Genomic DNA, 22,486 nt, shown 5'->3' with positions numbered 1-22,486 from the left:
CGGAACCCACCGGCCCCCTCAAGCCTTCCTCGTCACGATCCAAAAAAGGCAAATTTCCGCCTTAACCATTGATTCAATTAATACTTCCAAGTTGTCTTGGACAAGCGCCGTGCGGGTGCAACGCCGCTGAAACCTGTCTAAACTGGTATATCAATGTGTCGCACCTTTCCACGTTGTAAAAGTTTGTCATATGCGTAATGTGCCCAACATCAATCCGGTTAACCCAAGGGAGGAACTTATGGGAATCAAGGGTTTTGGGGCGACTGCCCTGGCGAGCGCACTGGCGTTCGCGGTCGTGGTCGCAGCGCCTGCCGCAGAGGCAAAAGACTGGCGCGGCTGGAATATCCACGTCGAGGACTACCCGGTGTCGCACGGGATGGAAGCCTTCATGGCCGAAGTCACCGAGAAGACCAACGGCGAGATCAAGGGCAAGGTGTTTCACCAGGGCGTGCTCGGCTCGCAGCCGGACGCCATCGAGCAGACCCGGCTCGGCATCATCGACTTCGGTGAATTCAGCCTCGGCCCGATGGGTCAGGCCGTTCCCGAGGCCAACGTCGTGTCGCTGCCCTTCATCTTCAAGAGCATCGACCAGATGCACCGCGCCATGGACGGCGCGCCGGGCGAAGCCCTGTCTGCCGGTCTTGAGAAGAAAGGCCTCATCGCACTTGGCTACTATGACGCCGGCGCGCGCTCCTTCTACAACTCGAAGGGCCCGATCAACACGCCCGCCGACATGGAAGGCATGAAGGTCCGCGTCATGAACAACGACCTGTTCGTTGACATGATCGCAGCTCTGGGTGGCAACGCCACGCCGATGGCCTTCGCGGAAGTGTACCAGTCGATCAAGACCAACGTCGTGGACGGCGCGGAGAACAACCCGCCCTCCTACGAGTCGACGGCACACCACGAAGTTGCTCCGTATTTCTCCTTCTCGGAGCACCTGATCATTCCGGAAGTGCTCGCCATCTCCAAGAAGACCTGGGACACTCTGACCCCGGAACAGCAGGAGATCGTCAAGACCGCCGGCAAGAACTCCACCATGCTGCAGCGCGAACTCTGGAAAGAGCGCGAGACCGCATCGCTGGAAACCGTGAAAGCGGCCGGCGTTCAGGTGAACATGATCGAGGACAAGGGACCGTTCCAGGAAGCCATGGCTCCGGTCTACGAGAAGTTCCTCGCGGCGAACCCCGAGATGACGGAAATCGTCGAGCTTTTCCAGAACTTCGAGTAATATCAACTTGAAAACGCGGCGTCCCGGAGGGTCCGGGGCGCCAGCCAACAAAGAAAGCAAGGGGCATGTCAGACAGCCTTTCCTTCGTACACAGAGTGGAGGAGTGGCTCGACCTCCTCTCCAAACTCTGCCTCATCCTATGTGCCGTCGCTCTGTTTACCCTGGTCTCCACATTCGGATGGCTGGTCTGGGGGCGATATGTGATGAACGTCACCCCGACATGGGTGGAACAGCTCGGCCTCCTGCTGGTTGCCTACATCGCCTTCATCGGCGCCGCGGTCGGCATTCATGAACAGTTCCATCTGGGCGTGACGCTCTTCCGCGACGCTTTCGGCCCGCGTGTCGCCGGGATCCTGCGTTTCGTCATCGACGTCATCCTCGCCAGTTTCGGCGCGGTCATGTTCTACGGCGGTATCGTGCTGTTCAACTTCGGCTGGGACACGCTTCTGCCGATGCTGAACATTCCCGAGAGCTTCCGCACCCTCGCCATGGTGACGAGCGGTGGCCTGATCTTCCTGTTCGCCGGCTGCCGCGCAGTCTTCCGCGTTGTCTACTGGCGGAATGGCGAAACCTATCCCGACCCCGTCCATCACGAGGAGAACTGAGCAATGGGTCTTGGCATTCTCCTTGGCGTCTTCTTCGGAAGCGTGATCATCGGTGTCCCCGTGGCCTTCGCCATGGGCATCGCGGCGGCCTCGGCCATGTGGTTCGAGGGCTTCCCGCTGCTGCTGACCTTCCAGCGGACCATGGCCGGCATCAACGTCTTTGCACTGCTGGCGATTCCCTTCTTCGTCTTTGCCGGCGAAATCATGCTGCATGGCGGGATCGCCATCCGGCTGGTGCGCTTCGCCTCCACCCTCGTGGGCCATATCCGCGGCGGTCTGGCGACGGTGAACATCCTGTCCTCGATGCTCTTCGGCGGCATTTCGGGGTCGGCCATCGCCGACATCTCGGCGCTCGGCTCGATCCTGATCCCGGTCATGAAGGAGCGCGGATACCGGGCGGATTACGCGGTGAACGTCACCGTGACCTCGTCCATCGCCGGGATCGTGATCCCGCCGAGCCACAACATGATCATCTACGCCGTGGCGGCGGGCGGCGGCATCTCGGTGTCCAAGCTGTTCCTCGCCGGCGTCATTCCCGGGGTGCTGATGTGCCTCTGCCTGGCGGTTGCGGCCTACGTCATCGCGATCAAGCACAAGTATCCGGCCGAACCCTTCCCTGGCTGGGGTGAGGTCGCGCGCACCGGCGCCATCGCCGTGCCCGGCCTGATCACCGCCGTGATCATCGTCGGCGGCGTGCTCTCGGGCATCTTCACGGTGACCGAGTCGGGTGCCTTCGGTGCGATCTACGCAGTGCTGCTGACCGCCTTCGTCTACCGGTCGCTCGGCTGGAAAGGCTTCACCACCGCGCTGACATCCGCCGTGCGCACCACCGCGATGGTCATGATCCTGATCGGCTTTGCCGGCGCCTTCGCCTACCTGCTGGTGATCTTCCAGGTTCCGGACAAGCTCTCCGCACTGCTGCTCAGCATCTCCGAGAGCAAGATCATGATCCTGCTGATGATCAACATCATGCTCCTGATGCTCGGCATGATCATGGACATGGCGGCGCTGATCCTGATCTGCACGCCGATCTTCCTGCCGATCGCCAAGGACCTCGGGATGGACTCGATCCAGTTCGGCATCATGATGCTGGTCAACCTCGGCCTCGGCCTCTGCACCCCGCCGGTCGGCACCTGCCTGTTTACCGGCTGTGCCGTGGGCCGGATCCGGATCGAGGACGCGGTGAAGTCGATCTTCCCGTTCTACATCGCGATCCTGGCCGCGCTGATCCTGGTGACCTACTTCCCGGCGGTCTCGCTGACGCTGCCGGCGATGCTGGGCCAGTAGGCAGGGCTAACGCCCCTAGCGCGACACCGACCGGCGCCCCATCCCTTCCCGGGTGGGGCGCCGGCCTCTCCCCCGCCCCGCGGGGAGCTGGCCTCGCCCGACAGGGCGCCCGATGAACGGAAGACGGCCACACCGCCTGCCCCGCAGGCACCTGCAAGAGATCCTCGCCGGAAATCCCGCCCCTCCTCGCCGCGACGCCCATTGGCCCACGCGGAGGACACCGCGACGACCGGCAGGGGGTGTCACCCCATGTTAGCTGGAGTGCCGATGTCCGTTTCCCTGGCATCCCCGACGATCCCGACCAACAGGGCCATCCTCAACCTGGCCTGGCCGCTGACGCTCAAGGCGATGATGCTGCACGGCATCGTCGTGATCGACGCCTGGCTGGTCTCGGCGCTCGGCGAACCGGCGCTGGCCGCGATGGGCCTCGCCGCCTCCTTCGGCGCCCTGCTGCTGGGCGTGCTCGCCGCCTTTGCCAACGCGACGCAGATCCGCGTGGCGCAGGCCTTCGGCACCGGGGACCCGGTGAACCTCAAGACGGCATTCGTGGCCGGGATGATCATCAGCCTCGTCGTCGCGCTCATCGGCCTCGTGATCGTCTGGGCGCTGGCGGGCACCTTCATCGACCATTTCGCCCACACACCCTGGATTGCGGGCGAGGCGAGGAGCTACCTCTCGGTGTTTCTCTGGGTGGTCACGCTGGAGGCGGTCGGCCAGTGCATGGGCAGCTATTTCAACGGCTGCGGCAAGACCAAAGCGCCGTTCCTGAGCTACCTCGTCGCCATCCCGATTAACGTCGGCATCAGCTACGCACTGATCCACGGCCACTTCGGCCTGCCGGAGATGGGCGTTACCGGCGCCGCGGTCGGGAGCGCTGTCGGCGCCCTTGCCCGCGTCCTGTTCCTCGCCGTGGGCTTTCTCGGGATGACGGGGGGCTTTCGGAATGTCGCGGGTTGGCGCAACACCACCCTTCAGGCCTCGATCCGGCGTCACCTCGCCTTCTCGTTGCCGATTGCCGGCACCTTCGTCAGCAACACCGTCGCCAACTACGTCTCCACCCTGCTCTTCGTGAAGATGACGGTGAACGACTTCGCCGCGATGACGCTGATCCAGCCCTGGGTGATGGTGGCGGGCACTTTCAGCATCTCCTGGGCGATGGCCACGGGGATCGCCGTGGCGCAACTGCTGGGACGGGACTGCCGGGGGCCGGAGCTCGATACCTTTCTACGCCGGGCCTGGCGCGGCGCGCTGATCGCCGCCGGCATCGTTGCGCTCGCCTTTTTCGGGATCATCCTCGCCTCCGGCACGCTCTACGGCAATCTCGAGGCCGGAACCCGCGCGGCGCTGCTGAGCTTCCTGCCGTTTCTGCTTATCCTGCCCTTCCCGAAGGGCTCGAACGCGATGTGCGGCCACACGCTCCGGGCGGGCGGCGATACGCTCTACGTGATGAACATCTTTCTCGCCGCCCAGTGGCTGTTCCGCGTGCCGCTGACCGCGCTGTTCATTCTTTACCTAGACCTGTCGGTCACCTGGGTGTTCGCGCTGTTCCTTGCCGAGGAACTGGTCAAGTTCCCTTCCTTCCACCTGCGTCTGCTCAAGGGCGAATGGAAGCGCGGACTGGCGGACGACTGAGCGTCTGGCTCAAAGCTCCCAGGCCGCGAGCTTGCGGTCGATGGTCTTGCGTGAAACCCCGAGCCTGCGGGCGGCCTCGGCCCGGTTCCCACCGCAGAGGTCGAGCACGTGCAGGATGTGCCGCTGGACCACCATGTCGAGGTTTTCCTTGGCCTCCGGCCCCTTGACCGCGCCGCTCCCGGCGAATTCCTCAGGGAAGTCACCGAGGATGACCGAGCGTTCGATCAGGTTCCGCAACTCCCGCACGTTCCCGGGCCAGTCGTAGCGCCGCATCTTGAGCAAGGTCTGCTCGTCCAGGTCCAGCGCCGGCATCCCGAGCGTATTGGCGAACTGCTCCATGAACCGGGCCGCCAGTTCCACGATATCCTCCGAGCGATCCCGCAAAGGCGGGATCTCGATCGTGACGACGTTGATCCGGTGGTAGAGGTCCATGCGGAACCGCCCCTCCTCCACCGCCTTGTGAAGATCGGCGTTGGTCGCGAACAGGAAGCGCAAATCCAGCGGGATCTCGCGTTCGGCGCCGAGGGGGCGCACCTTCTTGTCCTCCAGTACCCGCAGCAGAGCCGCCTGCAGCTGCACGGGCATCTGGGCCACCTCGTCGAGAAACAGCGTGCCGCCATCGGCGAGCTGGAAGAGGCCCTGCTTCAGCCGCCCGCTGTCGTCGACCACGCCGAACAATTCGGCGACGATCCTGTCAGGATCGATGGCGGCGCAGTTCACCGCCACGAAAGGCGCCTCCGCCCGGTCCGACATCTCGTGCAGATGGCCGGCCGCGAGCTCCTTGCCTGTCCCGCTCTCGCCGAGAAACAGCACCGGCGTCGGCAGCGGCGCGAGTTTCTTGAGCATGGAATGCACGGCCGACAGCGCCTCGGACTTGCCGATCATCTCGCCGCGCAGGTTGTTGGCATAGAGTTCCCGGCGCAGCAGCGCGTTCTCCCGGCGCAGGTGCTTGCGGTCCAGCGTTCGCTCGATGGCGCCGAGGATCTGGTTGGCCCGGAAGGGTTTGAGGACGAAATCGCTCACGCCGGCCCGCAGCGCGCTGATCGCCGTTTCCAGGTCGGCATAGGCGGTGATCAGGATCGTGTCGCCGAAGAACCCCTTGCGGCGCTGCTCGTCCATCCAGTCGAGCCCCTTCATCCCCGGCATCAGGTTGTCGAGGATCAGCAGGTCGAAATGCGCGCCGTCGAGCTTCTGGGTTGCCTCGCGCGGACTCGCAGCCTGCTCCACGCGCTTCACACGCGGCTCGAGCACCTTGGTCAGGAAGTTCCGCATGCCCGGCTCGTCGTCGATGACCAGCACCGAGGCTCCCGACAGTTTTCTGCCGTAGTCATCCGCCGCGCTGTCGGCCGCGCGCTGCCTTGGAGCGTTCATTGCGCTGTTGCCGCCTACTCCAGCCGCACGTTGGTGCCGGTATAGACCTCCTCGGAGGAGAACCCGAGATGGTTTGCGCCGTACCAGGCGCCGATGGCGATGACGACCGAGGCCGCAAACCCTGCAAGCATGGCTTTCATGTCTGGCTCATTCTCCCGTTGTGGCCGTCTCGAGATAGCGGATCAGGTCGTCCCTGTCGCTGGCGGCAGCGATGACCTGCATCGGCATCTTCGAGCCGGGAATATAATGGTCCGGTCCCTCGTCGAACAGGGCGTTCACCGTCTCCGCGGTCCAGACGATATCCGACCCGTCGAGGGTCGGCGAATAGGGGTAGCCGGGCACCGTGCCGGCGCGGCGCCCGAACAGGCCGTGCAACGTCGGGCCGGCCTTGCGCGAGGGGCCCGGGCTCACATCGTGACAGATCGAGCACTTGCGCATGAACTGCCGCTCGCCGTTGGGCATGGTCTCGGCATCGCGCAGGAAGCTGCGCTCCTGCCCCATTGCGGGATCGAACTCGCCGAGCGCCGACACAGGCCAGGCATAGACCACGTCGTCCAGTCCGCCGGCGTGAATGACCGTGCCGTCCGGCGAGAAGGCCAGCGCCCAGACCGGCCCTTCCCGCGTCGCGCGGAAGTCGCGGGCGATCCGCCAGTCGGCGGTGTCCAGCATCATGATGTAGCCCTGCCCGTCGCCAACGGCGATCTGGTTGGTCTCGGCGTGCCGCGCCATCGCGAGGATCGGACGCCGCTCGAGGGTGAAATCGGCGATCTCGTCGCCTGTCTCTGCATCGATCACCCGTGTCTGGCCGTCGACCGCGCCATAGGCGACCCAGCCCTCGCCGAGGACGAGCCGGTTGATCCCGAACCCGTGCCGGGCCAGCGGCATCGGGGCGCCGCCGTTTGCGAGATCGTAACGGAGCAGATCGCCGCCATTGGTGGCGGCAAAGAGAAACCGGCCATCGGCCGAGAACGCCACATCGTTGACGCCCGCACCGGGGTCTTGAAGGCTTTCTTCCGCTCCGCCATCAAGCGGCCAGAGGCGGATCGAGCCGTCCCAACTGCCGCTTGCGATCCTGTCCCCCGAAGGCGCGACGGCGACGCAGGCCACCTTTCCCTGGTGCTTCCCGAGGAGTTGCGGTCTCTCGCCCCAGGTTCGTACGGCGAAATCGTCCCCTCCGCTCACCAGCAGCCCCTCGGGCCCGTAGGCGATGGCCGTCACCGCCGCGTCGTGGCCTTCCAGCCATTCCGGCGGGCCGCCGTTCCAGCGCCCCACCGAATTGTCGAAACTCGCGGTCGCGACCACCCCGTCGGGCGACACGGCGATGCCCATGATCGGCCCGCCGTGGCCCTTGAGGGTCTGGAATTCCTGCGCGGCCAGCATCCCGGCGGGTGCCGCCAGCCACAGGCCCAGCAGGCAGCCCAGCGGCCTATTCCGCCGGCTGCGCCGCACGCTCATCCGCCTTCACCTCTTCGAGCCAGATCGAATGGTGCTCGCGCGCCCATTGCTCCTCGACATAGCCCGTGCCCATGGCGTCGAAGGCGCCCTCCATGCCGAGCGTTCCGATGTAGATGTGGCCGATGATCATCGCCATGAACAGGAACGCAAAGACGGCGTGAACGATCTGGGTGTATTGCATCTCCTCCTGTGGCGAGAGGTGTACCGGCAGCTCGCCGAACCCGAACCAGGACAGCACCCCGATCCCGTTCACCCAGGCGAAAATGTCCCCCATGACCGCGAAGCGGAACGGCAGCAGCAGGCTGATACCCGTCGCAACCACGCCGGCCGACATCAGCATGACGGACCAGAAGATGATCTTTTGCCCGGCGTTGAACTTGCCCGCCGGCGGGTGGATGGAATCGTCGAAGAGCCCGCCCATGACGCGGAGCCAGCGCAGGTCGTTCATGTTGGGAATGTTGAAGCGGATCCACTTCAGGAAGATCAGGATCACGCCGAGGATGAAGGCGAAGCTGACGCTGTTATGGATCAGCTTGGACCAGTGGGCGAGGTCGGCATGGGCCTCCTTGCCCATGATCGAGATGAGCCAGGGCCGACCGTACATCGAGATCAGCCCGGTGATGCCGAGCAGCAGGAACGAGCTGGCGGTCAGCCAGTGGCAGAAGCGGTCGAGGCTTCCGAAGCGAAGTACCAGCCGGCCGGTCTTCTCGCCGGCGATCGGCACCCGCCCGCGGGTCAGGTAGAAGAAGCCCAGGAGGCCGATCATGCCGAGCAAGAGCCATCCGCCCCACTTGGCGATGATGTTCTCGCGAAAGTTGAGCCAGGTCATGCCGCCATCCTGGATCAGGACGTTGGTCGCGGGACCACGGGCCGAGGCGTTGATATCGGCCGAGTTGTAGCGGAGCGCCCGCCACAGCTCAGGGTCGGAGACCCCGCCAAGCGTGCCGAGCTGCTGGTTTGGGGCCGCCCCCGCGGCGGGATCGCCGATTGCGGAGCTGCGGAAGGTGTCGTCGATGGAGAGACCCCGCTGGCGGGCCATGATGTCCTCGCGGGTCTGCGCCCCGCCCGTCGCCTCGCGGGCCGCCGCAAGGGCCGCCTCGTCCACGCCATTCGCGTCGGGCGCGGCCAGAGATGCCACCAGCGCAGCGACCACGACCACCACGGTCAGGGCAAGGAATGCGCCGAAGCCGGAGTTTCGATTGCTCATGTTGTCTCACTCGATCCTAGCTTGGAAATTGCCGTAGAACGCAGACCCGCCCCGGATCCGAAGATCCCGGGCGAGCCGCGCATTCTGGACAAGTGGGTGCGGCGGCCGGTGCGTGTCCGGCCGCCATTCCCTCGGTCAGCCGCCCTTCTGGTCGTAGGCGGTGCCCCAGCCCCAAGCGCCGGAGCCGAAGCCTCGGGCCACGACCCGCTCGCGATAGATCGCGGAGACGACGTCGCCGTCGCCTGCGAGCAGTGCCTTGGTGGAGCACATCTCGGCGCAGATCGGCAGCTTGCCTTCCGCGATCCGGTTGCGGCCGTACTTGGAGAACTCCGCATTGGAGTGGGTCTCCTCCGGGCCGCCGGCACAGAAGGTACACTTGTCCATCTTGCCGCGGGAGCCGAAGTTGCCCGCCTGCGGATACTGCGGCGCGCCGAAGGGGCACGCGTAGAAGCAGTAGCCGCAGCCGATGCAGAGGTCCTTGGAGTGGAGAACCACCCCCTCCTCGTTCTGGTAGAAGCAGTCCACAGGGCAGACCGCCATGCAGGGCGCATCCGAACAATGCATGCAGGCGACGGAGATCGACCGTTCACCGGGCTTGCCATCCTGGATGGTCACAACACGGCGGCGGTTGATGCCCCAGGGCACCTCGTGCTCGTTCTTGCACGCAGTGACGCAGGCGTTGCACTCGATGCAGCGCTCGGCGTCGCAGAGAAATTTCGCTCTAGCCATTCTCTATCTCCTTACGCTGGCATGATCTTGCAGAGGGTGGCCTTGGTCTCCTGCATCTGGGTGACCGAGTCGTAGCCATAGGTCTGCGCGACGTTGGCGCTTTCCCCCAGAACGTAGGGATCCGCTCCATCGGGGTACTTGGACCTGAGATCCTCGCCCTGGTAATGGCCGCCGAAGTGGAAGGGCATGAAGGCCACGCCCTCGCCCACCCGCTCGGTCACCATCGCCATGACCTTGACCTTGCCGCCCTCGGGCCCCTCGACCCAGACCTGCGAGCCGTCCCGCACGCCGAGGTTGTTGGCGTCGCGCGGGTTGATCTCGACGAACATGTCCTGCTGGAGTTCGGCGAGCCAGGGGTTCGAACGCGTCTCGTCCCCGCCGCCCTCGTATTCCACCAGTCGCCCGGAGGTGAGGATGATCGGGTAATCCTTCGAGAAGTCGTTCTTCTGGATCGACTCGTACATCGTCGGCACCCGCCAGAACAGCTTGTCGGCATAGGTCGGGTAATCCGCCACGAGATCGCGCCGGTTGGTGTAGAGCGGCTCGCGATGGATCGGCACCGGGTCGGGGAAGGTCCAGACCACGGCGCGCGCCTTGGCGTTGCCGAAGGGGGCACAGCCATGCGCGATCGCAACGCGCTGGATGCCGCCCGAAAGGTCGGTCTTCCAGTTCACGCCCCCGATCGCATCGGCGAAGTCCGACGGATACGGGCCGGTCTGCGACTGCTCGCCGACCTCCGCACCCATCTCGGGACGCTCTTTGATGAAACCGGCGACATACTCGATCATCCGCCGTTCATAGGCAGTCAGATCCTTGTCCCAGCCGAGGTCGATCAGCATCTGCATGGTGAACTCGGGATAGCCGTCCTGGATCTCCGAGCCTGCCGAGTAGACACCGTCGGCCAGCAGGTTCTGGCCATCCCGCTCGACGCCGAAACGCGCGCGGAAGGTCAAGCCGCCCTCTGCGACAGGCTTCGACATGTCGTAGAGGTTGGGCGTGCCGGGGTGGTTCATCTCCGGCGTTCCCCACGCGGGCCAGGGCATACCGTAGTAATCCCCGTCGGCCGGACCACCGACCGCCTGCAGCGTCGTGCGATCGAAGGTGTGCTGGTTCTCCATGTGGAGTTTCAGCCGCTCCGGGCTCTGGGCGGTGTAGCCGATCGTCCACATGCCGCGGTTGAACTCGCGCGTCAGGTCCTCGACATTCGGCTCCAGTTCACCGTCCATCGAGATGTTGCGGAAGATCCGGTCGTCGAACCCGAATTTCTTCGAGAACATCGCAAGGATCACGTGATCCGGCTTGGACTCGAACAGCGGATCCACAACCTGCTCACGCCACTGGAGCGAGCGGTTCGAGGCGGTCACCGAGCCGCGGGTCTCGAACTGGGTCGCGGCCGGCAGCAGGTAGCAGCCGTCGGTGCGGTCGTGCAGGATCGCCGAGACCGTCGGGTACGGGTCCACCACGACCAGCAGGTCGAGCTTCTCCATCGCCGTCTTCATCTCGGTCATCCGGGTCTGGGAGTTCGGCGCATGCCCCCAGAGCACCATGGCCCGGGTGTTGTCCGGCTGCTCCAGGTTCTCCTTGGCTTCAAGGACCCCGTCGATCCAGCGGCTCACCGGGATACCGGTGAGGTTCATCATCTGCTTGTCCTTGCCGTCGGCGCCTTTCATCGTGGCGAAACGGCCCTTGAGCCATTCGGGATCCTCTTCCCACACCCGGGCCCAGTGGCCCCAGGCGCCGGCCGAGAGGCCGTAGTAGCCCGGCAGCGTGTCGGCGAGCACGCCGAGGTCGGTCGCCCCCTGCACGTTGTCATGGCCGCGGAAGATGTTGGTTCCGCCACCGGCAACGCCCATGTTGCCGAGCGCGAGCTGCAGGATGCAGTAGGCGCGCGTGTTGTTGTTGCCGTTGGTGTGCTGGGTGCCGCCCATGCACCAGATCAGGGTGCCGGGACGGTTGTTGGCCAGCTGCATCGCCACGCGGCGAAGCTGGGATTCGGGTGCGCCGGTCACGCGCTCCACCTCGTCGGGCGTCCAGCGGGCGACCTCCTCGCGGATCTGGTCCATCCCCCAGACACGGGTGCGGATGAACTCCTTGTCCTCCCAGCCGTTCTCGAAGATGTGCCACAGGATGCCCCAGACCAGCGCCACGTCCGAGCCCGGACGGAACCGGACATACTCGTCGGCATGGGCCGCGGTGCGGGTGAAACGCGGGTCGCAGACGATCAGCGGCGCGTTGTTCTGCTCCTTGGCGCGCAGCACGTGCAGCAGCGAGACGGGGTGCGCCTCGGCCGGGTTGCCGCCGATGATCAGGATCGCCTTGGAATTGTGGATGTCGTTGTAGGAGTTGGTCATGGCGCCGTAGCCCCATGTGTTCGCAACCCCGGCAACCGTGGTGGAGTGGCAGATACGGGCCTGGTGGTCCACGTTGTTCGTGCCCCAGTAGGCGGCGAACTTGCGGAACAGGTAGGCCTGCTCGTTGCTGTGCTTGGCCGAGCCGAGCCAGTAGACGCTGTCAGGGCCGCTTTCCTCGCGGATCGCCAGCATCTGGTCGCCGATCTCGTCGATCGCCTGCTCCCAGGAGATGCGCTTCCACTCGCCACCCTCTTTCTTCATCGGGTACTTGAGGCGGCGCTCGCCGTGAGCGTGCTCGCGGACCGACGCCCCCTTGGCGCAATGCGCACCGAGGTTGAACGGGCTGTCCCAGCCGGGCTCCTGCCCGATCCAGACACCGTCGGAGACTTCCGCGATCACGGTGCAACCGACGGAACAATGGGTGCACACGGATTTCTTCAGTTCCACCGGCTTCGGTGCAACGGTCTGGGCGGTGGCCTGGGTGACGGTGCCGCCTGTCGCCGCGATGGCCGACAGACCCCCGATCACGAGGCCGGATCCGCGCAGGAAGGCGCGGCGATCGACAGAGGCGCTCGCGGCCTCGGTCAGGAGGGTGTTCCGCTGGGGGCGTCTCGCAACCCCGTTGGTCTTCTTCCTCAACATGGTTTCACTCCCTGGCTTGCACGGACTGACGCCGCGCTCGCGTGGTTTTTCGATGTTGGCTCGGGCGGTCGGGCGTCACGCAACCAGTTGCCCAGGGCCGGGGGTGCCTCGCGCAATCGCAACTGCGCGCAGCGTGCATCGTGCGATCAGAACCGCGCGCTGCTGTAGTAGGCGCGGGTGTGCGCGGTATCCTGCATCGTCTCGACGCTCGGATCGGGTTCGGCGGCTTCGGCCCCCGAGGCCCCCGCGGTCACCGCCAGCGCGGCCACCGGCGCGGCCGTTCCCGCCAGCTTCAGGAAGTCGCGACGGCTCGTCGCGTCCTCTGGCTTCTTGGTCATGAAAGGTGCCTCCTCTCTCCTGTGGGTGGCGGCATGCCGCCGTTGGTGCGGGCCTCGTCAGCCCGCGCTCATCCGAAAGGCTTCCGCCTCGATCTCCATGAACACGCGGCCGACAGTGCCGACCGGCGCGTAGAAAACCGAGTTCTTCGCCCCTTCGAGATCCGTGAAAAAGTGACCGGCCCACGGCCGGATGTGCTTGTTGAAGAAGTCCTTCTGGGTCGCGAGGTCGGCCGGCTTTCCGAAGCGGCCCACGATCATCGCCCCCATCATCTCCATCAGGCTCGCGATCCCGTCTTCGGGCTCGAACTTGTCCTCGGCCCGCACCATGCCGCGCGCGACCATGTCCCGGCGCAGGGCGGCCAGCGGCTTCTCGTTGAGAAACCCGGTCAGGTAATAGCTCGCGTAGGGCAAGAGCTCGCCCCGGCCAAGACCGATGAACAGCCGGCCGAACTCGCCTTCGACCTTCTTGGGGCGGGAGACCTTGGCGACGCGCGCAAGCGTGTCGATGGCGCGGCCCAGCTCGCTGTCGCCGCCGCTGAGGGACGCCGTCTGCGCGAGCAATCCCTCGTCGGGCGGCGCGGCAAGGAGCAGCCCGAGGAAATTGTAGAGGTCGGCCCGGAAGCGATCCTCCTCGGCGATGGTCCTGTCCAGGGCTGCGTCAGCTGCGGTCATCTTCGTCTCTTCCGTCATCAACCTGTCTCGAAGCGAAAGCGCATCCGGCCGACCGTCGGCGCGGCCTCCTGCGCTGTCGCGATTTCCTGTGGCGCATCGGTTTCGGCGGGCTCCTCCGCCGACGGCGGCTCGTTTGCCGCGATCAGTTCTTCGGGCGCCTCTGTCTCGTCCGGCGCATCCTGCTCGGGGGCGGGGTCCGCCGGCACTTCGAGCGCCCGGTCGACCATCCCTCGGCCAACCTTGTAGAGCGTCTGGATGTTTTCCACGCAGGTCGCGGCATCTGTGAAATCGGTGTCGTAGTCGTTCAGACCATCGAGGTTGGCGAGCACCGGGTTCGTCGTCCAGAGCCGGCGCAGGGCGCGGGTCTTCAGGCGCTGTGGCACCGCGGAGGCAAGGAAGGCGCGCACCTGCTCCGAGGTCTCCAGCGTCTCCGGCTCGGGCAGGCCCAGCTCGGCCAGGATCTCGGCATCGTCGCGTTCCGCCAGCGCGGCCTCTGCCTCGGCCTCGCGGGCCGCCTCGACGGCTGCCGCCTCGGTCCGGGCCTCGGCCTCTACCGCCGCCTTGCGACGGCTCCAGAAATCGCCGCCCCTCATTGCAGCCGCCTCCGCTTGAGCGCGGGCGACGCATAGACATCCGCCGGCTTGTCGACCCGCGGATCGCCGATACCGTCCTCGACGATGTCGATCCGCTTCTTGTCGCGACGGCGCTTCACGAAGACCTCTTCCTTGTGGAAAGCCTCGACGAACTCCCAGACCCAGGCCTCGAGCCCGGCGGTCATCGGCACCTTCTCCACGATCTCCTCGCCGCTGTCGGCGTAGTCCTGCGCCTCGTAGGGCGAGGCCGTGGCGAGAACCACCTCAAGCGGCCACTCGCCGGTGATGGATCGCAGGATCACGTAGATGCAGGGAACCTCGGCAGTCAGCCCGTGAAGGTACGCCTCCGTCTCGGCTCCGTGCAGCTCGAGTGGAACGGTCGCCGCGTGGAACTCGACGCGTTCGCCGTCGCGGCGCAGCTCTCGCCACGTCGCCTCTGCGGCGCCGGGCAACACGGCTGTGGCCTTCCAGCTCCACTGCGCCCAGCGGGTGACGCCGGGCGAGCGGCGGATGACCACCCCAATGGGCAGCGTCCAGTACTGGCTGGGATTGTGAAACACGCGCGTTACTCCTCCGGCACCCAGCATGGGGCAGCAACCTGCATCTGCGAAAGGGTTTTTTGTGCACCATCGTCGACATGTGATCGCCAAGGACAATTTGCCCTGCCCGGGTGACCGCTTTCGGGGGGCAAGGACGAATTGTCCAACCTGAGTGTTTTTGTTCGGATTAGACCCGCGCCGAACGGTCGAATCAATTCCCCGCCTTCCCGCCGAAACCAACCGCCCACAGCGGCCTCGGAGCGGCGGTGAAATCGGTTGTCCCCGGCCGCGAATCGCGGCTAGGCTGCCTGCGCACAACCGCTCGGATGCCCCTGCAACGCACCGTCCGGCCAAGGGAGGAACCATGCCCAAGTCTTTGATAACATGTGATTGCTTGGGCAGTCAGCATGTCGATGTCGACGGGCTGCGCAAGACCACCGGGCTCGATGTCAAAAGCCCCTGCACCGCGCTCTGCACCAGCCAGATCGACCGCGCCGCGGCGGCCCTCGCGGCGGGCGACGCGATTATTTGCTGTACCCAGGAGGCACGCACATTCCAGGCTCTTGCGGCCGAGATCGGGGTCGATCCGGCCCCTGTTCTCGACCTGCGGGACCGCGCGGGCTGGAGTGCCGACGAGGCGCCAAAACTGCCCAAAATGTCCGCGCTGGCGGCCGAGGCCATGCTCCCCGCATCGCCGCAAAAGACGCTCGACATCGTTTCCGAAGGGCTGTGCCTGATCCTCGGCGCGCCCAAGGTCGCGCTTGCGGCTGCCGAGCAGCTTCAGGACCATCTTGGCGTGACCGTGCTGCTGGAAAGCGCCGACGAGATGCCGGAGAACCGCGCCTACGACGTCGTCGTCGGACGGCTGCGCCGGGCGAGCGGCGCTCTCGGGCGGTTCGACGTGGTGATCGACGCCCTGCAGCAGGTCGAGCCCGGCGGACGCGGCGCGTTCACCCTCACCGAGCCACGCGATGGCGGCCGCTCCCAGTGCGACATCATCCTCGACCTGCGCGGGGAGTCTCCGCTGTTCCCTGCGCACGAGAAGCGCGAAGGCTACCTGCGGGCAGATCCCGGCCATCCGCCGGCAGTGGCCGCGGCGACCCTTGCAGCCTCGCACCTGGTCGGTACCTTCGAGAAGCCGCTTTACGTCCGCACCGAGCCGCTGCTCTGTGCCCATTCCCGGGCGGAGCAGACCGGCTGCACCAGGTGCCTCGATCTCTGCCCGACCGGCGCCATCACGCCGGACGGCGACCATGTGACGGTCGACCCGGAGATCTGCGCCGGCTGCGGCGCCTGTTCCGCCGCCTGCCCCTCCGGCGCGATTTCCTACGACGCGCCGACGGTGGAGCTGATCTTCCGGCGGATTCAGACATTGGCCCGCGCCTATCTCGAGGCCGACGGCACCGCGCCGCGTCTGCTGGTGCACGATGCCGACGGCGCCGAGATGATCGCGCTCTCCGCCCGCTATGGTGCGGGTCTGCCGGCCGACGTCATCCCGATGGACCTGCCGGCGATCGGCGCCTTCGGCCACGCAGAGGCCGTCGCGGCGCTCGCGGCGGGCTTCGCATCGGTCAGCCTGCTGCCGCGCCGTGGCGCGGATCGCGACGCGATGGAAGCGCAGGTCGCGCTCGCGCGGGCGATTGCCGGTGAGGAAAAGGTACGTATCCTCGACCTGACCGATCCCGACGCCATGTCGGACGCGCTCTACACAGAAGCGGCCCCTGCCCCAATCGCCGCGCCGATCCGCCCGATGGGCACCCGCCGCCAGATCACCCGGCAGGCCGCGAAGGCACTGCATCCCGGCACCGACGCCCTGCCGCTGCCCGAGGGCGCTCCCTACGGCGCTGTCCTGGTGGACAAGGACGCCTGTACGCTCTGCCTGTCCTGCGTGTCGCTCTGCCCCTCCGGCGCGCTCGGCGACAACCCGGATCTGCCGCAGCTGCGGTTTCAGGAGGATGCCTGCCTGCAATGCGGGCTCTGCGCCCATATCTGCCCCGAGGATGCCATCGCCTACGAGCCGCGGCTGAACCTCTCGGACAGTGCCCTGCAGCAGGAAATCCTGAACGAGGAAGAGCCCTTTGCCTGCATCGAATGCGGCGCGCTCTTCGGCGTGAAGTCGACCATCGAGAAGATCACGGCCAAGCTTGAAAGCCACTCGATGTTTGCCGGGCCCGACAAGCTGCGGATGATCCAGATGTGCGACAATTGCCGGGTCAACGCGCAGTTCCATTCCCAGGACAACCCCTTCGCCGCCGGCGAGCGCCCGAGGCCGCGCACGACGGAGGATTACCTCAAGAAGCGTCGCGATCACTGATGATGCAGCGGCGCCCCGAGATCCGCGGCCTCCATCGCCGCGACAAAGGCCAGCACGGCCTCGACCTCCTCCAGCGTCAGCTGGATCGGCGAGATGGGAGGCGGCCGGTTTTCCGGAAACGGCGGCGTCACGTCTTCGATGATGGTGAAGGACGGGTGCGGGTTGAGCGCGTAGAAGGTGGAGAACCGGTATTCCCAGTCGCCCAGGCTGCGCAGGACGCTGAAGCTCGGGGTGGAGCCGATTCCGGCCATCCGGCTTTCGTCGTCCACCGCGTGGCAGCGGGTGCATTTCTCGCGCGACACCGTCCAGCCGAGGGCCGCGTCTCCATCGGGCGCGATTGCCACGGTCTCCGTCTCGGTCGGGCCGGGCAGAGCGAAGAGCGCCACGCCGTCGGGGGCGAAGCCCGTCACCGTGTTGCGGCCGACATCGGAGCCGAGCCACTCCGCGAACCGCTCGGCCGCCGCGCCGCCCGCGCCCTGCCGCCCCAGATGCCAGACCTGGCCCGCTCCTTCGAAAAGCGCCGTCCCATCGCCGCCCAGCAGCAGCTCGGCTTCCTCGGCGCTGTCGACCAGTTCGACCCGGATCTGCGTCTTGAGAGAGAAGCGCGGCAAGATGTGCTGCATGAGCCCGGTTTCCACCAGCTCCGGCGGCACGTAGAGACGCACCAGCTTCTCGTCCGCCCGCCCCGCTGCCGGGGGCAGGAGAAGCACGGAACAGAAGAGCAGAACGCGCATTCCCATGGACAAACCTAGGCAGGTAGGCTTCGGTCCGTCAATCGAGTGAAAGGAAACAGGCCATGAGCGACGATTTCAACATGTCGATGCGAAAGTTCCTGAAGCAGGTCGGCGTGACCTCGCAGCAGGCCATCGAGGAAGCGCTGCGAGGTGCCGAGACCGAGGGCAAAAGCTATGCCATCAAGGCGGTCGTTACCATCGAAGAACTCGGCATGACCCACGAGGTCACCGGCAAGATCTCCGGTCGGGAGTAACCCCTTGGCCATCGACAGGGAAGCCGTCCTGGCGGCGCTCAAGACGATCTCCGATCCGGTCGCCGGCACCGACATCGTGGGCAGCGGAGTGGTCCGGGCGCTGAATGTCTCCGATGAGGGGGCGGTCCGTTTCGTGCTGGAAATCCCGCCGCAGCATGCTGCCGCCTATGGCGCCGCCAAGGATGCGGCCGAGGCCGCGCTCGGCGCGCTCGAAGGCGTGAGCTCGGTGTCCGTCGTGATGACCGGCCACACCGAAACGGCCCCGCCGAACCTGCGCCCGCAACGCCCCGCGGAGCCGAAGGGGCCGCAGAAGATCCCCGGGATCGCGCATATCGTGGCGATTGCCAGCGGCAAGGGCGGCGTCGGCAAGTCCACCGTGGCCGCCAACCTCGCCTGTGCACTCGCGCAGATGGGACGCCGCGTGGGGCTGCTGGATGCCGATGTCTATGGCCCCTCGCAGCCACGGATGCTCGGCGTCTCCGGCCGCCCGGCGAGCCCGGATGGCAAAACCATCCTGCCGCTGCGCAACCACGGCGTGACCATGATGTCCATCGGCCTGATGACCAACGAGGATCAGGCCGTCGTCTGGCGCGGGCCGATGCTGATGGGGGCGCTGCAGCAGATGCTGACCCAGGTCCAGTGGGGCGCACTCGACGTGCTGCTGGTGGACCTGCCGCCCGGCACCGGCGACGTCCAGATGACCCTCAGCCAGAAGGCGCAGGTGGACGGTGCGGTCATCGTCTCCACCCCGCAGGACGTGGCGCTGCTCGACGCCCGCAAGGGGATCGACATGTTCCGCCAGCTCAACGTGCCGATCGTCGGCATGATCGAGAACATGAGCACGCATATCTGTTCGCAATGCGGCCACGAGGAGCATGTGTTCGGACATGGCGGGGTCGCGGCGGAGGCCGCCAAGCTCGGGGTGCCGCTGCTTGCCGAAGTGCCGCTCGATCTGCAGATCCGACTGGCCGCCGATGGCGGCGCGCCGATCGCGGTGAGCCAGCCCGACAGCGCGCAGGCGAAGGCCTTCGAACAGGTCGCGCGGTCCCTCGTCGAGGCGGGCGTGGCATGACAATGACCGAGGCCGAAGAACTGACCTTCCCGCCGCTGATGTGGGGCGAGGAAACTGGCGACAACGCGGTCGAGCATGCCGTGATGCGCGCGACGCTGGGGTGTGACGCGGGGTTGGTGGCCTACAACCTCGGCGCCTCGCGGCTGCAGGCGGCGCTGGTGTTCGCGCCCGACGTGCCACTGGGCAAGGCGATGGCGATGCTGCCGCTCTGCGGAGTCAGCTTCCAGAACGCGCTCGGCGCACTCGCCCCGCCGGAAGTGGCGGTCCACCTGGGCTGGGACGGCAGGATCCTCGTCAACGGCGCGCATTGCGGCGGCCTGCGTATTCTGGCCGACACGCGCGACCCGGAGGCCATCCCCGGATGGATGGTCGTCGGCCTGACCCTGCCGCTTATCCCGGAGACCGACCGTCCCGGCGACACGCCCGACCGCACGGCGCTCTACATCGAGGGCTGCGCCGATGTTTCGCCGCCGCGGCTGCTGGAAGCCTGGGCGCGGCACACGCTCAACTGGATCGCCAGTTGGGAGGACGATGGCGCGCGCGCGCTCCACGCGGAGTGGCGCGGGCTGGCGCAGGGGATCGGCGAGGAAACCACCTCCGGCGACATCACCGGCACCTTTCTCGGTGTCGACGAGGATTTCGGCATGCTCCTGCGCGACGCACAGACCACTCACCTGATCCCCCTGACGACGATCCTGGAGACCACCCCATGAACCTCGCCCGCGCCATCCATTTCGACGAGAGCGACCAGCGGGTCTATGCCGTGCCGGCCCGCACCGGGGAATGGTGCATCTCCGGCGGCTTCGAGTTCTCCGACTGGACCGAGAGCGACCTGAGCGGAAAGGCGCGGCAGGCCTTCGCGAATGGCTGGTTCGGGCTGGAGACCAGCGGGCGCGTGACCTTCGTCGCGGTAACGCAGATCGAGCCGGCCGAGATGGAGACGCTGACGGACCTGCTGGCGCAGCATTTCGTCACCTACTACGGCGCCCCCTCGGTCGAGGCGGCCCGTCCGGTGGCGGCGGAGGAGATCGCCCAGATGCGGGAACTATGTGACGATCACGCGCCGAACACCTTGCTCACCGTCTCGCGCGAACTGACCTCCGCGGGCGTTCGGGAGGCCTATCGGCTGATCAGCCCCGAGGACGCGGGGCTGGACCAGTTCGCCATTCACGGCTCGCTCGACGAATAGGCGCCGACCGGCCCCCCGGCCGGCGCATGACGCTCACATCGGCTCGGCGTTGAAGACGAACAGCGTCTCGCCGCCGATCGTGTAGCCGTCGATCAGCCCCTTCGCCTTGTCGGAGGTCAGCCAGTCTTCCAGCTTCATTGCGAGGTCATTGCGCACGTGGCCATGTTTCTCCGGGTTCACCGGCAGGAATGCATATTGGTTGAACAGCACCGGATCGCCCGAATAAAGCAGCCCCAGATCGGCCTTGTTGCCGAAGTTCAGCCAGCTCGCGCGGTCCGAAAGGATGTAGGCGTCGAGCCCCGCGGCGGTGTTCAGGGCCGCGCCCATGCCGGCGCCGACGGCGTTGTACCAATCCCCGAAGGTGCCAGCGTCGAGCCCGGCCTTGCTCCACAGGCTCAGCTCCATCTTGTGGGTGCCGCTGTCATCGCCCCGGCTGACGAAATTCGCCTCGGCGGTGGCGATCTTCTGCAGGCTGTCGACGGCGCTTTCCGCCGCTTTCACGCCGGCCGGATCGGCCTCCGGGCCGATGAAGACGAAATCGTTGTACATGATCTCGCGGCGGTGGGTGCCGAAGCCCTGTTCGACAAAGGCCTCCTCGGCCGCGCGGGAGTGAACGAGGATCGCGTCCACGTCGCCGGCCTCGCCCAGCTTCAGGGCCTGGCCGGTGCCGACGACCAGAAGTTGCACCTCGAGATCCAGATCGGTCAGGATCTCGGGCAGCAGGACCTCGGCCAGACCCGAGTTATGAAACGACGTGGTGACCGCCATCTTCATCACGTCTGCCGCCTGCGCGGCGGTGCCGATGGCAAGGGCGCAGAGCGCGACCGAAAGCTTTCTGATCATTCGACAATATCTCCATGAAGAAATGCCCGTGCTTCGGGCGTTGCGGTTTGGTTGAAAAAATCGTGGGCCGGGCCGGCTTCGTGCACCTTGCCGTGCAGCATGAAGACGACCTCGTCGGCCAGCCGTCGCGCCTGTCCCATGTCGTGCGTCGACAGGATCAGGCTGGTGCCGGCGGCGCGGGCGGCGAGGAGGATTTCCTCGATCTCGCGCATCGCGCGCCCGTCGAGCGAGGCGCAGGGCTCGTCGAGGAACAGAAGCGCTGGCTCGGCGATCAGCGCACGGGCAAGCGCGAGCTTCTGCTGCTCGCCACCGGACAGGACGGGCGCCTGCCGGTCGAGCATGCCGCCGAGGCCCACGCGCCCCGCCCAATCCGCGGCGCGCTGCATCGCCTCCCTCCGACGAACACCGCGGATCCGCAGCGGATAGGCGAGGTTCTCCAGCACCGTGCGGCGCAGCATCACCGGCCGCTGGAACACGAAGGCCTGCGCCCTGCGTGCCTGCGGTGTCGGGCAGGACCAGCGGATCGAGCCAGCGGTCAGCCGTGCCGCCCCGTGCATCAGCCGCAGGAGAGACGTCTTGCCGGCGCCGTTGGGGCCGAGCACGACGCAGATCCCCTGCCCGTCGAGCGTCAGGTTCACCGGACCGGCCAGCACCTGCCCGCGCCGCGCCGTCTCGGCACTATCAAGGACGACCGGAAACAGCGCGCTCACCAGCTTCCCTCCCGCTCGGTCCGGCTCAGCCAGTGGATCGCGAGGCTCACCGAAATCGCCAGCGCGATCAGTACGAAGCCAAGCGCCAGCGCCAGCGCGAAATCGCCCTTGCCCGTCTCGAGCGCGATCGCCGTGGTCAGAACCCGGGTGGCGTGGTCGATATTGCCACCGACGATCATGATCGCCCCGACCTCGCCGATCGCCCGTCCGAATCCCGCGAGCGCCGCCGTCAGAAGGGCCCGGCGGGCGTCCCACAGCAGCGTGGTGACCTTTTGCATCTGCGTGACGTTCATCGAGATCAGCAGGTCGTGGTATTCCTGCCAGAGATCGCGCAGCGACTGGTGGGCGATGCTGGCGATCAGCGGCACGATGATGATGACCTGCGCGATCACCATCGCTGTCGGGGTGAAGAGCAGCCCCAGGACCCCGAGCGGCCCGGAGCGCGAGAGCAGCACGTAGACGACAAGCCCCACGACGACCGGCGGCAGGCCCATAAGCGCGTTGAGCACCGCGATCACCACCCGCCGCCAGCGGAACCGCTTAACAGCGAGGATCGCGGCGAGGGGCATGGCGATCAGCGAGGCGACGAGCAACGCCGTGAAAGACACCCGCAGCGAGCGGAGCGCGATCTCGACGAGTTCCGAATTGAACGTCACGACCAGCCAGAATGCCTGGACCAGCCCGCTCCAAAGATCGACCATCCGTCGACCACCCTCCC

23 protein-coding genes are annotated in these 22,486 nt (G+C 66.4%); 9 read left to right on the top strand and 14 right to left on the bottom strand.

The features are described from left to right. Nucleotides 1-238 precede the first annotated feature (238 nt). The 4 genes from CHB86_RS03230 (at nt 239) to CHB86_RS03215 (ending at nt 4,755) form a co-directional block, all read left to right on the top strand. The gene (locus CHB86_RS03230) at nt 239-1,231 is read left to right on the top strand and encodes a TRAP transporter substrate-binding protein (protein ID WP_089231208.1); all 993 of its coding nucleotides are present in this window, start codon (nt 239-241) and stop codon (nt 1,229-1,231) included. Between the two features lie 65 nt (nt 1,232-1,296). Beyond that, the gene (locus tag CHB86_RS03225) at nt 1,297-1,836 is read left to right on the top strand and encodes a TRAP transporter small permease (RefSeq protein ID WP_089231206.1); all 540 of its coding nucleotides are present in this window, start codon (nt 1,297-1,299) and stop codon (nt 1,834-1,836) included. Nucleotides 1,837-1,839: 3 nt separating this feature from the next. After that, a complete protein-coding gene (locus tag CHB86_RS03220; RefSeq protein WP_089231204.1) occupies nt 1,840-3,123 on the top strand; it encodes a TRAP transporter large permease in 1,284 nt (427 codons plus the stop codon). Between the two features lie 267 nt (nt 3,124-3,390). Next, the gene (locus CHB86_RS03215) at nt 3,391-4,755 is read left to right on the top strand and encodes an MATE family efflux transporter (protein WP_176442749.1); all 1,365 of its coding nucleotides are present in this window, start codon (nt 3,391-3,393) and stop codon (nt 4,753-4,755) included. Nucleotides 4,756-4,764: 9 nt separating this feature from the next. On the opposite strand, the gene CHB86_RS03210 is transcribed toward CHB86_RS03215, so the two are convergent. The 10 genes from CHB86_RS03210 to CHB86_RS03170 all read right to left on the bottom strand — a co-directional run bounded on the left by CHB86_RS03210 (nt 4,765) and on the right by CHB86_RS03170 (nt 14,643). After that, on the bottom strand, nt 4,765-6,126 hold the full coding sequence (locus CHB86_RS03210; protein WP_089231200.1) for a sigma-54-dependent transcriptional regulator: 1,362 nt from the start codon (nt 6,124-6,126) through the stop codon (nt 4,765-4,767). A gap of 14 nt (nt 6,127-6,140) precedes the next feature. Then, entirely contained in the window at nt 6,141-6,266 is a 126-nt protein-coding gene (locus CHB86_RS25180) for a hypothetical protein (RefSeq protein WP_281251206.1), read from the bottom strand. Between the two features lie 7 nt (nt 6,267-6,273). Further along, complete coding sequence (locus CHB86_RS03205) at nt 6,274-7,581, bottom strand: c-type cytochrome (RefSeq protein WP_089231198.1); 1,308 nt, start codon at nt 7,579-7,581, stop codon at nt 6,274-6,276. After that, on the bottom strand, nt 7,553-8,788 hold the full coding sequence (locus CHB86_RS03200) for a formate dehydrogenase subunit gamma (RefSeq protein WP_089231196.1): 1,236 nt from the start codon (nt 8,786-8,788) through the stop codon (nt 7,553-7,555). The genes CHB86_RS03205 and CHB86_RS03200 overlap by 29 nt, the downstream gene beginning before the upstream one ends. A gap of 135 nt (nt 8,789-8,923) precedes the next feature. Then, nucleotides 8,924-9,517, bottom strand: coding sequence for a formate dehydrogenase FDH3 subunit beta (gene fdh3B / locus CHB86_RS03195; protein ID WP_089231194.1), 594 nt, complete (start codon nt 9,515-9,517; stop codon nt 8,924-8,926). Between the two features lie 11 nt (nt 9,518-9,528). After that, nucleotides 9,529-12,510 carry a formate dehydrogenase subunit alpha gene (locus CHB86_RS03190; protein WP_089231193.1) on the bottom strand — a complete coding sequence of 994 codons (2,982 nt, stop codon included), beginning with the start codon at nt 12,508-12,510 and terminating at the stop codon, nt 9,529-9,531. Nucleotides 12,511-12,656: 146 nt separating this feature from the next. Continuing rightward, nucleotides 12,657-12,848: a twin-arginine translocation signal domain-containing protein gene (locus tag CHB86_RS03185; RefSeq protein WP_089231191.1), complete on the bottom strand. Its 192-nt coding sequence runs from the start codon at nt 12,846-12,848 to the stop codon at nt 12,657-12,659. Nucleotides 12,849-12,905: 57 nt separating this feature from the next. Further along, on the bottom strand, nt 12,906-13,520 hold the full coding sequence (locus tag CHB86_RS03180) for a TorD/DmsD family molecular chaperone (protein ID WP_425445405.1): 615 nt from the start codon (nt 13,518-13,520) through the stop codon (nt 12,906-12,908). 17 nt (nt 13,521-13,537) lie between these two features. Then, nucleotides 13,538-14,113, bottom strand: a complete 576-nt coding sequence (locus CHB86_RS03175) for a DUF3306 domain-containing protein (RefSeq protein WP_089231187.1) — start codon at nt 14,111-14,113, stop codon at nt 13,538-13,540. Further along, nucleotides 14,110-14,643 carry a DUF3305 domain-containing protein gene (locus CHB86_RS03170; RefSeq protein ID WP_089231612.1) on the bottom strand — a complete coding sequence of 178 codons (534 nt, stop codon included), beginning with the start codon at nt 14,641-14,643 and terminating at the stop codon, nt 14,110-14,112. Before CHB86_RS03170 ends, CHB86_RS03175 begins: the two co-directional genes overlap by 4 nt. Before the next feature lie 373 nt (nt 14,644-15,016). Here CHB86_RS03170 and CHB86_RS03165 point away from each other — a divergent pair, with 373 nt between their 5' ends. Continuing rightward, on the top strand, nt 15,017-16,966 hold the full coding sequence (locus CHB86_RS03165; protein ID WP_089231185.1) for a 4Fe-4S binding protein: 1,950 nt from the start codon (nt 15,017-15,019) through the stop codon (nt 16,964-16,966). On the opposite strand, the gene CHB86_RS03160 is transcribed toward CHB86_RS03165, so the two are convergent. After that, nucleotides 16,960-17,706 (bottom strand): hypothetical protein, encoded by a 747-nt coding sequence (locus CHB86_RS03160; protein ID WP_089231184.1) that lies wholly within the window; start codon nt 17,704-17,706, stop codon nt 16,960-16,962. The two genes, CHB86_RS03165 and CHB86_RS03160, sit on opposite strands and share 7 nt — an antisense overlap. 56 nt (nt 17,707-17,762) lie before the next feature. On the opposite strand from CHB86_RS03160, the gene CHB86_RS03155 reads away from it, so the two are divergent. From CHB86_RS03155 to CHB86_RS03140, 4 genes are read left to right on the top strand one after another with little or no spacing between them, the layout of a single operon-like run. After that, nucleotides 17,763-17,954 carry a DUF6494 family protein gene (locus CHB86_RS03155; protein WP_089231182.1) on the top strand — a complete coding sequence of 64 codons (192 nt, stop codon included), beginning with the start codon at nt 17,763-17,765 and terminating at the stop codon, nt 17,952-17,954. A 4-nt stretch (nt 17,955-17,958) separates the two neighbouring features. Then, nucleotides 17,959-19,026, top strand: a complete 1,068-nt coding sequence (locus tag CHB86_RS03150) for an Mrp/NBP35 family ATP-binding protein (protein WP_089231181.1) — start codon at nt 17,959-17,961, stop codon at nt 19,024-19,026. Between the two features lie 2 nt (nt 19,027-19,028). Next, complete coding sequence (locus tag CHB86_RS03145) at nt 19,029-19,739, top strand: biotin/lipoate--protein ligase family protein (protein ID WP_089231179.1); 711 nt, start codon at nt 19,029-19,031, stop codon at nt 19,737-19,739. Further along, the gene (locus tag CHB86_RS03140) at nt 19,736-20,215 is read left to right on the top strand and encodes a DUF6505 family protein (RefSeq protein WP_089231177.1); all 480 of its coding nucleotides are present in this window, start codon (nt 19,736-19,738) and stop codon (nt 20,213-20,215) included. The genes CHB86_RS03145 and CHB86_RS03140 overlap by 4 nt, the downstream gene beginning before the upstream one ends. A gap of 33 nt (nt 20,216-20,248) precedes the next feature. On the opposite strand, the gene CHB86_RS03135 is transcribed toward CHB86_RS03140, so the two are convergent. Genes CHB86_RS03135 through CHB86_RS03125 form a run of 3 tightly spaced genes read right to left on the bottom strand, consistent with a single transcriptional unit; the run spans nt 20,249 to nt 22,469 of the window. After that, nucleotides 20,249-21,058: an ABC transporter substrate-binding protein gene (locus CHB86_RS03135; protein WP_089231176.1), complete on the bottom strand. Its 810-nt coding sequence runs from the start codon at nt 21,056-21,058 to the stop codon at nt 20,249-20,251. Next, nucleotides 21,055-21,768 (bottom strand): ATP-binding cassette domain-containing protein, encoded by a 714-nt coding sequence (locus tag CHB86_RS03130; RefSeq protein ID WP_089231174.1) that lies wholly within the window; start codon nt 21,766-21,768, stop codon nt 21,055-21,057. The genes CHB86_RS03135 and CHB86_RS03130 overlap by 4 nt, the downstream gene beginning before the upstream one ends. Then, the gene (locus tag CHB86_RS03125) at nt 21,765-22,469 is read right to left on the bottom strand and encodes an ABC transporter permease (protein WP_089231173.1); all 705 of its coding nucleotides are present in this window, start codon (nt 22,467-22,469) and stop codon (nt 21,765-21,767) included. Before CHB86_RS03125 ends, CHB86_RS03130 begins: the two co-directional genes overlap by 4 nt. Nucleotides 22,470-22,486 lie beyond the last annotated feature (17 nt).

Source organism: Tropicimonas sediminicola, assembly GCF_900188335.1.
GTDB classification, from domain to species: domain Bacteria; phylum Pseudomonadota; class Alphaproteobacteria; order Rhodobacterales; family Rhodobacteraceae; genus Tropicimonas; species Tropicimonas sediminicola.
Note: the sequence above shows the minus strand (reverse complement) of the source record. Positions and strands in the feature narration are given on the sequence as shown.